At 67.6% G+C, this 14877-nt stretch carries 7 protein-coding genes and 1 pseudogene; all 8 read right to left on the bottom strand.

Annotation, left to right across the window (positions count from 1 at the left end):
- Positions 1–219: 219 nt before the first annotated feature.
- A complete protein-coding gene (locus SJY07_RS24930; RefSeq protein WP_380161960.1) occupies positions 220–3018 on the bottom strand; it encodes a GH116 family glycosyl-hydrolase in 2799 nt (932 codons plus the stop codon).
- Positions 3019–3403: 385 nt separating this feature from the next.
- Positions 3404–4639 carry a multidrug effflux MFS transporter gene (locus SJY07_RS24925; RefSeq protein WP_380161959.1) on the bottom strand — a complete coding sequence of 412 codons (1236 nt, stop codon included), beginning with the start codon at positions 4637–4639 and terminating at the stop codon, positions 3404–3406.
- A gap of 336 nt (positions 4640–4975) precedes the next feature.
- Positions 4976–6025: a family 43 glycosylhydrolase gene (locus SJY07_RS24920; protein WP_380161958.1), complete on the bottom strand. Its 1050-nt coding sequence runs from the start codon at positions 6023–6025 to the stop codon at positions 4976–4978.
- Positions 6026–6109: 84 nt separating this feature from the next.
- Entirely contained in the window at positions 6110–7867 is a 1758-nt protein-coding gene (locus tag SJY07_RS24915) for a DUF5605 domain-containing protein (RefSeq protein ID WP_380161957.1), read from the bottom strand.
- 105 nt (positions 7868–7972) lie between these two features.
- Positions 7973–10798 carry a family 78 glycoside hydrolase catalytic domain gene (locus SJY07_RS24910; protein ID WP_380161956.1) on the bottom strand — a complete coding sequence of 942 codons (2826 nt, stop codon included), beginning with the start codon at positions 10796–10798 and terminating at the stop codon, positions 7973–7975.
- A 301-nt stretch (positions 10799–11099) separates the two neighbouring features.
- Positions 11100–11912, bottom strand: a pseudogene (locus SJY07_RS24905) (ATP-binding cassette domain-containing protein); the annotation flags it as partial.
- Entirely contained in the window at positions 11909–13801 is a 1893-nt protein-coding gene (locus SJY07_RS24900; protein WP_380161955.1) for a dipeptide/oligopeptide/nickel ABC transporter permease/ATP-binding protein, read from the bottom strand. The gene SJY07_RS24900 and the pseudogene SJY07_RS24905, both read right to left, overlap by 4 nt.
- Complete coding sequence (locus tag SJY07_RS24895) at positions 13801–14727, bottom strand: ABC transporter permease (RefSeq protein ID WP_380161954.1); 927 nt, start codon at positions 14725–14727, stop codon at positions 13801–13803. Before SJY07_RS24895 ends, SJY07_RS24900 begins: the two co-directional genes overlap by 1 nt.
- Positions 14728–14877: the final 150 nt, after the last annotated feature.

The following is a 14877-nucleotide window of genomic DNA, read 5'->3' as shown; positions in this document are numbered from 1 at the left end:
GGCGCCAACCGACCAGGTGGGCTTGCTGTCAAAACAGTGTCGTACAAGATTTGGCGTCTGAGCGAGGGCGGCGCCTTCTTCTGATGAGCCTGCACCGGAACCGCGTCTGATCTGCCCATGGTCGCCGACGCTTCCTCCCGCACCACCCGGGGCACGTCCTCCCCGGGCGGTGCTCGCATCCACGCGGGCCGTGTTGCAGATGTGGGGCTGGTCTGGGTCTTACAACGACGTCAGCGGTTTGATCGCTTCCAGCACGTCCCACACCGCCAGCGCCTGGGAGTAACCCGGGTAGACGTACTTGCCAGCGTCGTCGGGGAACCACGCCCATGGGGCGGCGAAGGCGAGGCCGTTGCGCGGGCGTAGCCAGATCTGTGTCGCCACCGCCTGCGCGAGCTCGAGGGCGTAGCTGCGCAGCTGCGGCTGCTGGAAGCGGCGTGCGGAGGTCAGGTAGTCCGCGGCGGCGCTGAAGTTGTCGCCGACCATGACCCAGTCCGTTTCGAAGGGCACCGTACCGTCGGGACCGGCGAGGCCACCGGGCTGGAACAGCAGCGGCGCTCCGGTTACCTCGCCGTCGTCGTCGAAGCTGCGGAAGTTGCGGTACTGAGAGTTCAGCTCCTGCTGATGCCGTAGCGGGTCGAGCAGGTCCGGAAGTTTCACCGATTCTGCCAGGTGCTGGGCGTAGAACGCGGAGATGGTGGACGCCTTGGTGTAGGGGCCGGCTGTGGCGAAGCGGTAGTGCTTCGCCTCAACGTCCCAGAACGCGGCTTCGAACTCCGCCTTGGCAGCCACGAGGTCCGCGCGCAACCCGGCGACGTAGTCGCGGTCAGTGTGCAGCTGTTCCCCGGCGGCGATGGCCACGGTCAGCGCCAGCAGGTACAGCTCAGAGTTGAACAGAGCGGGTCCTGGGCCTTGCGGGACGATGTTGAAGGGGTTGGAAAAGGCCGGCGGGTCGGAGGGGAGGTGCTGACCGGCGGGGATGGTGCCCTTGAGCCAGGTAATCTCGGCCTTGATCGCTGGCCAGGCCTGGCGCAGGAAAGACCGGTCCTCGGTCATCGTGGCGAATGCGTACCACTGGAAGATGAACTTCGACGGGCTGTCCAGCCACTGCGAAGACCCCGGCTTGGGGGGACGGGAGTCCGTACCGCCCTGGATGGGGGCGTCCTGAGCGTTACCGAAGGTGATGTAGGGATTGTTCAGCGTCGAGTACAGGTCGTGGGCGTTGCCGTTGAAGGAGCGCTGGACGGACTCGATGGAGGCCAGGAGACGGTCGCGTTGGACGTTGGGGAAGAGGTGGAAGTATGCACGGTAGTTGTAGACCTGGATGTCGGTGGTTTCCCCCATACCAGAGACACCACCGGCGATGGTGTCTTGGATGCCGAAGAGGTGACTGCCTTTTACCGAGGCGTTGAGGTGCTGACCGGGACCAGCGGTGGCGAACCCGGTGGCGACGGCAGAGTGACGGACCAGGCCACCCTCCCAGAAGGAGTTGTTCCAGGTAAGCTCCGCGAGCTGGTTCAACGCGGCGCTGCGCAGCACGGTCGGGTACGCCTTCTCTGTGGCGATCGGCTCCCACCACCGGCACACAGCAGACAGGGCGTCGTCGTGGTCGCGCAGCGCGTCGGAGGCGATGGCGAAGCCCTGCCCAAAGGGGTAGCTGCCCTCGACGTATTCGTTGGTCTTGGTCTCCCTGGCACCGTAGAAGTTGGTGTAGCGGCGCATCCACACGGTGCTGTTGTCCGCGAAAGCCACCTGGGGGAAGTCCCACGCGAGCACGAAGGAGATCGTGCTCGAAGCCCCAGGTCGCAGCGTCACGCTCACGCTGAGGGCGCCGGCGGAGTGAGAGGCGTCGAGGGAGCGGTCGGGAAGGCGGCCCGTCGTCCGGAACGGCTGGTAGACGTCGGCGCCGTCGCCTTCGGCGTTCCAGGAGGTGACGTGGGACACGACCTGGTCACGTCCGGCCCAGGTGGCGATGGTCCATTCCGAGCGCGCGCTGTCGGGCGTGTTCTCGGGGCTGTCCGCGCCCAGGGTGACCGCGTGGATCGGCCCGCGCTGGTCGTAACGGCTGGTGAAGCCCTTGCGGATCGAAGGTGGGCCGAGGCGGACGCTTTCGTCGGCGTGGGTGCCGGCGACGTGGGCCGGGGCGTTGGGCATGGTGAACATGACCGACACCGTGCGGGTCTGGCGGGTGTTGTTGGCCACCTTGACGTCGAAGTAGGCCACCGGCAGGGAGGTGCGGCGGTCCTCACCGGCTTCGATGGGGGAGAAGAAGCGCATGGACACGTCGGTGGCGAACGGCTCGTAGGACGTGAACCCGAACGGGTACAGCGCGGCGTAGCGACCCTCACCGGGAGCTAGCCGGTTCCACGCCGGCAGCGGCGACTGCCAGATCTCCTTACCTGACTCCGGGTCGATGGGACCGTCGGTGGCCAGCGTCCGAACGGTGGCCGCCTCGCCTCCAACCTGCTCACGCACGTGGAACGCAGCCTGCGGCAGGGCACGCATCTCCCAGCTCGAGCCCTGCTGGCCGCCGAAACTCCACGGGCCAAAGGTCCCCGACTGATTGATCATGAACGCCCCGGCGCCGAAGCCGCCCAGCGGGATACCCAGGCCGGGGCTGCCGGCGTATGGAACGGGGGCCGGAGTTCCTTCGTCCGGTGCCACCTGACCAAGAGGCCTCACCAGCGCCGCATCGGGCACGGGGAAGAAGGCGCGCCGGGAGCGGAAGCCCAACTGCGCCTCCGGCATCGGATTCCCGGCCGCCTGCGGTGCTTGCGCGAGCCCGGCGGCGGCGGCGGCGTGCGAGGTGGGGCTGGACACCTCCAACGCCGTGCCGGCCGCCAGACCCGCCAGGATCCCGACAGCCGTTCGCCGTGACGGCTTCGAGCAAGCATCGCTGGGTGATGCTTCCGGTTCCGTCTGAGTCACGACCGGGGAGATGGGATCAGCGGGGTGGGTGGGGCCGCCCGCAGCCATGGGTGGGGTGGTACCGATGCCGTTGAAACCGTCGATGCTCGTCATGCTGATCTCCTCGTTGTCCAACTGCGTTGTTGGATCGCACGCAGCCCGAAGTCGGGCACCGACAGCCGTAAGCGGCGTAGTCGTCCCGTCGTGGGCTCGTCGTCCACTGCGGTGTTTGTCGTGACTGGAATCAGTGGGATGTATTGAGGGCCGTACGCCTCACGTACCAGTTCACTCGGCTTCTGTGCGTTGCGAGGAACCGGTCTTACCAGGTGGTGGTCGCCGTGGCGTATCCGTTGAACTCGGGAATCGCACCAACCTCGTGTGCAACGTTCCACAGGCAACGTTAAGAGCGGTATCAGCGACTGTCAAGGTCCGTCGAAGAAGCAGTTCACTGAAGGTGAGCAGCGCTCATCTAGCACCAACTGACGCGCCCCGAGATGCCTCAGGTAGTCATCTGTTCTCGTTCCGCCCGTCCCGGTCGAACCAGGAGCACGAGCACCACCACGGCACTGGTCCCGACCAACCCCATGGTCACTCCAACCGGTTGGGCGGAGTCCACACCGATAGCCCCCACCACCGGGGAGAGGACGCCGGCGAGCCCGAAGTTCGCTGCCCCCAGTAGGGCGGCGGCCGTACCAGCCCGCCCAGCGTGGCGCGCCATTCCGATAACTCCGAAGCACGGACCGCTAGCACCGGCTGCGAGATGGAAGACGACCGTGCAGGTGACCAGAGCTGTAAGGCCGTAGCCGAAACGGTCGGTGATCGCCACGCTGAACCCTGCCCCGGCCAGCAGCGGCAGGGTCCAGCTGAGCAAGGTACGCGGAGCGAGGCGGGCCAGGAGGCGAGCCCCGATCTGGGTTCCCAGGACGAAAGCCAGTGCGTTGGCGGCGAAGACCGCGCTGTAGCCGTTGGCGCCGAGGTCGTAGACCTGTTGAAGCAGGAACGAGGAGGAGGTCATGTAGGCAAATACCCCAGACACCATCATCCCCCCGATCAGCGCCACGCCCACAAAGCTGCGATCGCTCAGGACCTGGCGATAGCGGTCGGCGACGGCGCGTAGATTCCCGCTGCCGCGGCGCGCAAGGGGGAGGCTCTCCCGCAGCGCAGTTGCGGCCAGAACGAAGGCGAAGAGGCCAAAGGCGGCCACACACACGAACAATCCACGCCAGTGCACCAGGTGCAACAGTTGCGAACCGAGCGCTGGTGCCACCACCGGAGCCAGTCCGGTCACCAGCGCCAGCCGCGCCATGGCCCGCACGAACAGATGCCCTGCGAAAAGGTCGCGCACCAAGGCCATCGTCACCACCGCTCCCCCGGCTGATCCCATTCCCTGCAAGAACCGGAAGACGAGAACCCAGGTGATGTCGGGGGCGCTGGCCACACCCACGCTGGCCGCCACGTGCACCGCGGTGGCGACCAAGAGCGGGCGACGACGCCCGATGGTGTCGCTCAAGGGACCGGCGACGAGCTGCCCCATCGCGAGCCCGAGGGTGGTGGCGGTCAGGGTCAGCTGGACGGCGGCTGGACTGGTGCGTAGGTCTACTTGCAGCGCAGGGAACGCCGGCAAGTACAGATCCACGGTCAACGGCCCGAGCGCGACCAACGCGGTCAGCACCAGCAGCCGGGTGCGCTGAGAGCGCGCTGTGTCCGAAGCGCTGTCCAGAGCGGGGGTGGTCATGAGATTCCTTGAGGACGATCGTGAACGGTCAGGGATGGGCACGTGAGGTGAGTGCGGGAGCGTCCCGGATCCGTTGTCGACCGGTCCCCGCAACGACGCGTACCGCTGTGTGCGGTAGAAGCCGTTGCCGAGTGCGCTGCCGTTGCGTCCCTTGCAAAGGGATCTCAGTGGCGGCGGATGCGTGCGGGTCGTGCTGATGCTGGCGATTCTGGGGGTGGCGAAGCGATCGCGGACGGTGTCATGTCCTTCAGGCCTGAAGCGCAGCCTCGCGCCGAGCGTCTACCGGAGCTTCGGTCGCACCCTCGACTCGGAAGCGTTCACCCGGTACAGCGATTCTCACGCGTAATCTTCCACGCGCCACTCCTCGCGCCAGTCGAGGAAAGCGTGTTGACCTTCGAACCGGAGGGGAAGCCAGACATAGTCAGCCACGGAGGTGTCGATCTCGGTCAGTTCTGACCAGGGACCGGCGTGATGCCCGCCCATGGGCCGGAACCGCTGCGCGTGCATGGTGACCGCCGCCTCGCTGGAGGCCTCGTAGTGTGGGAGCCACCGGTCAGCGAGTGCGATGTAGAGGTCCTGCTTGCGCGGGTGTTTGAACACCGAGGACACCTGCGACTGATAGGAGCTGCGGGTGGTGTCGTCAGGGTGGGGGTCGTTCAGCACCGTCCACGGCCCGTGGTAGCTGGGGGCGATCGCGACCTGGGAGGGGTTGGGGTAGTAGCCGGTGGTTCCGGAGGTGATGAGGTAGTGCAGGCCACCGCGGGTAAAGTACGCCGGCGCCTCACGCACGTAAGGCGGCTGCAGAAGAGGAAAGTGCGTGGAGTAGTAGCCGCTGACGTCGGTGTAGTCACTGCTCAGGTCCGCGCAGATGAGCTCACTGTGGACGCGCTCGAAGTAGTAGTAGCCCTTGCCATCGGTCGGGTCGACGACGAGGTCGAAGTCGCCGGCGTTCATACCGAGAGGTTTCAGGTCAGCGTGGACGATCGTGTAGGGACCCAGCACGTCGTCGGCGACCAGAACGGTGGAGCGCTGCCCCGCCGCGGACATCACCTTGATCCACATGACGAACTGCCCGGTGTCGGGATGGTGCAGCAGGTGCGGTCGATCCATCGACATCGTCGGGTGCAGCGGAGAGGTGGGATCGTCCACCTCGGGCGGGACGATCAGGCCACGATCGGTCCAGTTGTAGAGGTCGGTGGAGGAGTAGCAGCGAACTCCCCAGTGCCAGATCCCGTTGGTCGCGGTCGTGCGCTCCTTGTTCTCGCCGTACCAGTAGAAGATCCCCTCGACTTCGAGGATCGATCCGCCGTGAGCGTGGATGCGCTGACCGTTCGTGTCGAGCCACACCTTCCCGGGTGTGATGGAAGTGCGGGGAGCGCCGGTCATGGCAGGACCTTCCGTGACGTGTACTGGTGCTGGGAAATGTGTGGCGAGGCAGCGCAGAGCGCTGGAACCTGACCCGTCCTCGTATCAGGCCTTGATGAGGCGGATGGCCTGGTACGGGCGGGCGGACAACGGCACGAGCACAGCGAGCTCGTATCGGTCGGGCAGTTCCTCAACGGTGCACTCCCAGGTGTCCAGGACCTGCACCCGCCAGGAACCCGGGGGCAGCAGGACGTGCCGTTCCCGCGGTTGCCCAGCCCCGTGATAGCTGACCAGGTACTCATCGCTGACGCCGGCCCAGGGCAGGTCGAAGTCGGAGGCGGTGGGCTCGAGCACTCCGCTGGGAGAATCGGCCACGACCTGTTCCAGGAAGGCGATGCGCTGCGCGCTGCTCCCCCGCAACTGACCACCCTTGGCCCACCACAGTTGCTCGTCGGGGCTCCAGTACGTCTCTCCGTGGGTGACGTAGCCCCCACGGACGGCGCCCTCCCAGAACCGGCGGACCATCTCTTGTGCGGAGATGTTCCCCCAGTCGAACTCCAGGTCACCTTCGTAGCCGCACTCGTCGTAGACCACCGGCTTCTCCCACCGTTGGCGCAGAGCGAGGGTGTCCTCGGTCGTGCGGTACGGCTCGGTCCGCTGGACGCTGGCGTGGGTGATCCAGGGCCGGGAGTGGTCGAAGTGCTGGGCGAAGTTGTGGATGGAGATCAGGTGCCCGTGGGGGTCGTGGGCGGCGATCTGCTCCCCGATGCGGTCCCAGTCCTGGACCGTCTTGCTCACCAGCAGGTCCCACTCATTCGCCAGCGACCACCAGACGTTGGCGAAGGCAGCCAACCGGCGCACCACGTAGCGGAGCACGTGGGCATCCGTGGAGGCGCCGAGGTCGGCGAAACCCCACCGGTCGTAGGGGTGGAACAAGATGAGGTCAGCTTCGACGCCTAGTGCGGCGAGGCCGCGGATCTGATCGTCCAGGCGGGCGAAGAAGTCGACGTCGAAGCGGGTGACGTCGAACTCACCGTCAGCGCGCCGCGGAAACGGCAACAGGTCGGGCTCGTCGGTGTTGTACACGAAGTGTTTGGGGAAGAGGCACATGCGCAGCTTGGTGAACGGCGTCTCGGCGAGGGTCTGCAGCGTCTGGGTTTGCAGGTCCTCCGGCTGGTGGTTCCATGCATACGCCGTGGTCCCCCAGGGCCGGTAGCGGGTGCCGTCGGCGTGGCGGAAGTGGTAGCCGTCCACGCGGACTGGGCCGTGTGCTCCGGCCATGGCCGGGGCGATCTGCACCTGTCCGCTGATCCCGTGCAGCTGCTCCGTGTTGGAACGGGTGGTGAACGTCCAGGGGCCGGCGACCTCAGCCAGCACCCGCAGCCGGTAGGTGCCCTCTCCGTCGTAGAAGCCGCCGACGCTCCACTCCTGCTCGCCGGCCTGGAACTGCCCGACCAGCTCGACCTCGGTGAACGGGTTGCCCGCAGCCGGCCCGCTCAGCTCGATCTCCAGTACCCCCCACTGCGAGGGTTCTCCGACGACCTGCCAACGGTCGGTGGAGTTCTGCTGCCTCGGATCGTCTTCGACGCGACCCTGCCCCGTCTCTACCGGCAGCTGCGGCAGTTGGATCTGGACGTGCTCGCGGGCTAGAGACGGGGCCATCGCCGCTTCCAGCGCGGCGCGGAAGCGACGGTAGTGGTCTGGATCATCGCGCAGGGCGGGTGTCACCCGGGTGAAGCTGCCCACCAGCGTGGAGCGCAGATCAGCCTCAGCGGTGACGAAGTCGGGCAGGTAGTCCTGCAGGACAACGCGTCCGGCAGGAACATCCAGGACCTCGCCGAAGGTGATGGTCAGGGGAAGCATGGTTCCTCACACAGCTCGTGATGGATGACTCGTAGTTCCTGGGCTGCTGCCTCAGGCCAGTAGCGACCACCGCGAGCCAGAAGCGACCGTCGCGGGCAGGGACGCTCAGCAGCTCAGGAGGCGGTACGCCGCCGCCCGGATCGCTGCTGCGCCGGGGAAACGGTCATCGGGAACGAAGGCGAAGCCCACGCGGGTCGCCGAGGTGTCCAGGTACTTCAACAGCTTCGCGGCGGCGGCGCCGACATCGGGGACGATCCCGGCCTGCACCGCAGCGGTGGCCAGCTGGGTCCACACCTGCTCATCATCCAACAGGTCGCGCACCGTGGCCTTCGACCAGTCTCGCACCCCGCTCCGGCTAGCCCCCGGGTCCGCAACGCTCCAACGGTGCTCACCGTGGCCCACCGTCAGCACCTGCTCCGTACCGGGCAGGTGCACCTCGGCCTGCGTCCCGACGGGGACGAGCACGCTCAGCGTGAACTGCCCCTCGGCGCGCTCCCAGGCCACCGAAGCCTCCCCGTAGGGGGTCAGGTGACGAGCAGCGGCGTGGGTGAGCGCGGCCGGTGGGGACGGGGCGATGGTGATACGGCGATATCCCGGTTCAGCCGAAGCCAGGCCGGCGACGCTGCGGTGCAACCAGTCGGCCACCGCGCCCAGGGCGTAGTGGTTGAAGGAGGTCATCCCTCCGGGGTTGACGCTACCGTCGGGACGCAGGCTGTCCCAGCGTTCCCAGATGGTGGTGGCGCCCATGGTGACCGGGTACAGCCACGAGGGGCACTGGGTCTGCAGCAGCAGACGGTGCGCGACGTCGACGTGACCGGTCGCGGCCAGCGCGTCACAGACCAGGGGGGTGCCTACGAAGCCGGTGCCGATGCGGAAGTCGTTGGTGCGCACCAGGTCGGCGAGGCGTTGCCCGGCGAGTCGGCGTTGGGCGGGGGTGGGCAGCAGGTCCCAGGCGATGGCCAGGGCGTAGACGGCCTGGGCGTCGGAGTGCACCCGACCGACGGGGCTGACGTAGGCGGCGGCGAAGGCGGTGCGCACCTCCTGAGCCAGGGCGGCGTACTTGTCGGCTTCGTCGTCGCGGCCGAGCACGGCCGCGGCCTGAGCGAGGAGCTGGGCGGAGCGGGCCAGGTGAGCGGTGGCGATGACGTCGGGATCGGAGACGGCCTTGTCGGCTTCTTCCGGCGGTGCGGTGGGGTCCAGCCAGTCCCCGTACTGGAAGCCACCGCTCCACAGGCGGTCCGGGCCGGCCAGATCGGCGATCTTGTCGACCCAGGCGCGCATGCTGGGCAGCTGGCGTTCCAGGACGCCGGCGTCACCGGTGCGCTGGTACAGCGTCCAGGGCACGATGGTGGCTGCGTCACCCCAGGCTGCGGCGGGGGTGAAGGCCAGCTCGTTGCGATTGACGTCGGGCACGACGTGCGGCACGGAGCCGTCGGGCAGTTGCTCGGCGGCGAGATCGGTGAGCCAGTTGCCCAGGAACGCGGCGGTGTCGAACAAGAAGGTGGCAGTGGGGCCGAAGATCTGCAGGTCACCGGTCCAGCCCAGTCGCTCATCGCGCTGGGGGCAGTCGGTGGGGATGTCGACGAAGTTGCCGCGGGTACTCCACACCACGTTCTCGTGCAAACGGTCGAGCAGTTCGTGGGAGGAGGAGAACCAGCCGGTGCGCTCCAGGTCGGTGCCCACGACGACCAGCTCGACATCCTCAGGCCGCAGGTCGCTCACGCCGCTGATCTCGGCGTAGCGAAACCCGTGGAAGGTCAGGGACGGTTCGAGGACGACCTCTTCCGCACCGGCCAGGATCCAGGAGTCGGTGGCTTGGGCGCTGCGCAGCGGGAGGGTGGCCAGCTGGCCGTCTTCGAGGACTTCAGCGTGGCGGATGACGATCTCGGTGCCGGCCGCTAGGCCGCGCACGCGCAGCCGGACCCAGCCGACGCCGTTCTGACCGAAGTCGACGATCGTGGCCTGGCCGCCGTGTCGGGCGATGGTCCAGACCTGCTGGGCGGGCAGGGACTGCAGCGGCCGAATGGGAGGTAGGTCAGCAGCGGTCAGCGTGCTCAAGTCGACGTCGTCGCGGACCTCGACGGCGCCGGTGGGCAGCGGGTAGCCGGCGACGGCGCGGCGCAGGTCGCTGCGTTGCCCGTCGTAGAGGTCGTCGGCGACGATCTCACTCTCGCGTGCGGTCCAGGATCCATCCGAGGCCAGGGTGTGCACGGTGCCCTCGGTGGAGGTCACCTCCAGTTGGGCCAGCAACGCCAGGCGGTCGCCGTAGAGGGCCCGATCGTTCATGTAGCCCAGCCGACCGCGGTACCAGCCGTTGCCGAGCAGGAAGCCCAGCTGGTTGTCCCCCTCAACGATCAGGTCGGTGACGTCGTAGGTGTGGTATCGCAGGCGGTGTTCGTAGGAGGTCCAGCCCGGGGCCAGGACGTTGTCGCTGATGCGTCGCCCGTTCAGGGTCGCCACGTAGATGCCGTGGGCGCTGGCGTACAACCGGGCCTGGGCCACATGGCCGAGCACAGTGAAATTCGTGCTGAGGACGGGAGCAGGCATGAGGTCGGCGCCGAGGCCGAGGGGGCTGATGAAGTGGGCGCTCCAGTCAGCAGTCTGGAGCAGTCCGGCCTCCACGGTGCGGGGCGGACTCCAGGGGCTCCACTGCTGCTCGTGAGCCACCCGGACCCGGACGCTGGTGACCTCCCGTGAGCTCAAGGGCTCCGCGGGCCACGGCACCAGCACCTGCTGATCGCCGGCGACGTGGAACTGTTCGCTCACCCCAGCGCGGGTGACCTCGACCTCGTAGCCGGTCTGGACCCATCCCGTCTCAGCGCGCGGCACCGTCCAGGACAAACGGGGCCGGGAACAACCGGATCCCAGGACGGAACCGTCACCGCTGTGGTGCTCGATACGGGGAGCGGTGGGCGCTGCGCAGGAGGCCATGGTGTTCTCCGAGGTAGAGGCAAGGTGGAACCGAGTTGAGCCTGGAGTTGCCCGAGGGAGGATCTCGGTCGAGTCAGCCGCGCGGAGCGGTCGATCCGGTGGCGTTGGTGGAGGTTGAGCCGGAAGAGGTTGAGCCGGAAGAGGTTGAGTTGGAAGGGGTTGAGTTGGGAGAGGTTGAGCCGGTGGCGGTGGGCTGAGCGGGAGACGTGCTCGACGCGCTCGGACCAGCCCCGATCTCTGTGCCGGTCTGTGCGCCGGTCTCTGTGCCGATCGGGGCTGGTTCCTGCGTCGTCGAGTCCGCGGCCGCGAGCAGCGCCATGCGCTGCTCACGGCGCTCGCGTTGCTTGAGCGGGTCGGCGACGGGAGCTGCCATCTGCAGGCGTCGGGTGTAGTCGTGGCGGGGAGCCGTGGCGACCTGATGGGCCTGGCCCAACTCGACAATCTTGCCGCGGTAGAGCACTGCGATGCGGTCGCTGATCTCGTTGACCACTCCCAGGTCGTGGCTGATGAACAGGTAGGCCACCCCGGTGGACTGCTGGAGCTCCTCGAACAAACTGAGGACCTTGGCCTGGGTGGTGACATCGAGGGCACTGGTGGGCTCATCGCAGACGATGAGTGCCGGTTCCAGCGCCAGAGCACGAGCGATGGCCACCCGCTGACGTTGACCGCCGGAGAACTCCCGCGGGTAGCGCCGTCCGGCGTCGGCAGGCAAACCGACGGAGTCCAGCAGCGCGCGCACCTTGGCGCGCCCGCCGCTGACGCCGGCGGCGGCCAGCGGCTCGACGAGAATGTCCTCGATCGTCATCGCCGGGTTCAGCGAGGAGTAGGGATCCTGAAAGACCACCTGCACGTCGCGGGCCAGCGTTCGTCGCGCCGAACGCGAGACGTTGCTGATTGTCTGCCCGCGCAGGGTGATGGTGCCCGCACTGACCGGGGCCAGGCCCAGGATGGCGCGCCCGATGGTGGTCTTACCCGACCCGGACTCCCCCACGATGCTGAGGGTCTCCCCCGCGGCGAGGTCAAAGGAGACGTCGTCGATGACGGTGGTGGCCGCGCCGCGGCGAGCGGGGTAGCGCACAGTGAGGTTCTGCACCTGCAGCAAGGCCGTGCTCACGATTCGACCTCCATCAGTTCCACGCGGCGCGAGGACGCCAGTAGTTCCTGGGTGTAGGGCTCACGGGGAGCGGCGAAGAGATCCTCCACGTCAGCACGTTCGACGATGTTGCCGTCCTTCATGACGCTGACGGTGTCGCACAGGTCAGCCACCACCCCCAGGTTGTGGGTGACCAGGATCATCGACAGGCCGCGCTCGTCGCGCAGCTCACGCAGCAGGTCCAGGACTTCGGCCTGCACGGTGACGTCCAAGGCGGTGGTGGGTTCGTCGGCGATGATGACGTCAGGTTCGGAAGCCACCGCGCCGCAGATCAAGACCCGCTGGGCCATACCGCCGGAAATCTCGTGCGGATAGAGCTTCATGACCCGTTCGGGGTCGGTGATGCCGACGCGACGCAGCAACGCGCTCAGGCGCTCCCGCGCCTGAGCCTTGCTCATCGGGCGCGCCGCGCGCAGGCCGTAGGCCAGCTGGGCGCCGATGGTGAAGGAAGGGTCGAGGTTGCTCATGGGTTCCTGGGGCACGTAGGCGATGCGCTGACCACGGGCGGTGCTCATCGCCTTCTCCGAGGCCAGCAGGTCCTCGCCGTGCAGCAGGACCGACCCGGAGGTGATCAGCGCCTCACGCGGCAGGATGCCCAGGGTGGAGAAGGCGATCTGGGACTTGCCCGAGCCGGACTCCCCCACCAGCCCGTGGATCTCTCCACGCCGCACATCGAGGTCCACCCCGTGTACGACCTCGCGGATGCCGCCGACCCCGTCGGGGTAGCCCAGGTGCAGGTCGCGGACCGATAGGACCACGTCATCAGAACTGCCGATGGCCAGGGAGTCCTCCACGGCGGGAGTTCTCTGGTCATGGTCTGCGCGGGCACGGTCTGCGTGGGAACGATCTGCGTGTGAACGGTCTGCGCGGTCATTCGTGGCGCGCTGCAGCAGCTGGCGGCGCTGACGGAGAGTGAGGACCTTGGTGCGACCGGAGGCACCGAGCACGTCGCTGAGAGCGTTACCCAGCAGAACGAGCGCCAGAATCGTCAGACTGATGACCGCCGCTGGCCACAGCACCGAGAGCGGGTTGAGGAAGATGTTGTTGAACGACTCCTGCAGCACCACCCCCCACGAGGCCTTTGTCGGGTCCCCCAGGCCGAGGAAGGTGACGCCGGCTTCGATGCCGATACCGGCGGCCAGGACGAAGGAGCTCTGGATGATGACCGGCCCGCGCACCGCCCACAGCACGTGGCGGCCCACGATGCGCACGTCGGAGAGACCCACGACCTTGGCCGCGTCCACGTAGAGCTCGTTGCGCACCGAGAGGACGATGGAGCGCACCAGGCGGAAGTAGCCGGGGGCGACGATGATCCCGAAGACGCCCATGGCGGCGACGATGTTGGGGCCGGTGACCGCGAACAAGGCGATCAGCATGACGATGCCGGGTAGCGACATGATCACGTCGGAGACGAAGGATGCGAGCGCGTCGAAACGGCCGCGGTAGAAGCCGGCGATCAGCCCGCTGGTGACCCCGAGCAGGGTCGAGACCACGAGGATGACCGCGCACGCCAGCGCGGTCTGACGCGCTCCCCACATCAGGCGGGAGAAGAGGTCACGCCCGGAGCCGTCCCCGCCCAACAGGTGGTTCGGCGTACCCGGCCCGGCGTTGGTGGCGGGCAGATCGGTGACGTTCTGCCCCCACGGCGCCAGCCACGGGCTGAGCAACCCTACGAACAAGACAAGCAGCAGGTAGACGATGCAGATCATCGCCAGGGGGTTGCGCAGCAGCCGACGCAGCACACCAGATCGAGCGTCCACCAGCTCCGCTGCCCCACCGCCAGCTCCGGAAGAACCAGGGATGCCGGGAGTGGCGCTGACCGGCTGGGCTGGGGTGGTCTCGGCGGCCATCAGCTCCTCGCTTTCGGGTTGAGCAGGGCGATCGCCAGATCCCCGAGCAGGTTGACGACCAAGACGATGAGGATGGTCACCAAGACGATCCCCATGACGATGGGCACATCGCCCAGTTGGGCGGAGGTGTTGGCCAGCTGGCCCATGCCCGGTAGGGCGAAGACCTGCTCGATGAACACGGCCCCACCCAGCATGGCCAGGCTCTGCAGCGACAGCACCGTCAACCCCGGGCCGGCGGAGTTGCGCAGCACGTGGCGAAACAGGACGTGGCGCTCACTGACGCCTCGAGCGCGCAGGGTCCGGACGAAGTCTCGGGCCAGGGTCTCGCGGACTGCGGTGCGGAATTGGGAGGCGGCGCTGGCGACGGAGCCGATGAGCAGGGCGATCACGGGCAGGGTCAGTGAGGCGATCCACGCTCCGGTCCCCTGGGTTGGGGGCACGTAGCCGGTGGCGGGAAAGACGCGCCAGTGGATGGCCAGGGCGAAGACGAGGGCGATGGCGACCACGAAGCCGGGAACGGCGGTGCCCAGGACGGAGAGGAACTGCACGACGCGGTCGACCCAGCCTCCGCGCACCGCTGCGGCGACTCCGAGCAGGACGCTGAGGACGGCGGTCAGGGCCAGGGTGATGATGACCAGGGTGAGGGTCACCGGGACCCGGGTGGCCAGGGCGGAGTCCACCTGCTGGCCGGTAAAGAAGGACTTGCCCAGATCCCCGGTGGCGGCGTGGGCGATCCAGTCGCCGAACTGCACCAGCAGGGGCCGGTCCAGGCCCAGCTGGGTCACTTTCGCCGTCACCGATTCCTCGGTTGCGGTCAGGCCCAGGACGCCGCGGGCGATGCCGCGCCCGTCGCCGAACATGAGGCAGAACGTCACGAAGCTCACGATCAGTAGGACGAGTACTGAACGCAGGAGCTTCTGGAGCATGGAGAGCGCCATCGCGGGACTCCGGACCTTCCTGTGGCCGAGGTTGCCGTAAACCGGTACGTCCGGTGATCAGTGACCGGCACTGCAGGGGTTGAGGTTGCAGTGGTGGGTTCAACGGTCACTGTGTCGTGATCACCGGTGGTGTGGATA

This window comes from Kineococcus sp. R86509 (genome assembly GCF_042466365.1).
GTDB lineage: Bacteria > Actinomycetota > Actinomycetes > Actinomycetales > Kineococcaceae > Kineococcus.
This window is presented reverse-complemented; position numbering and strand designations above follow the sequence as displayed.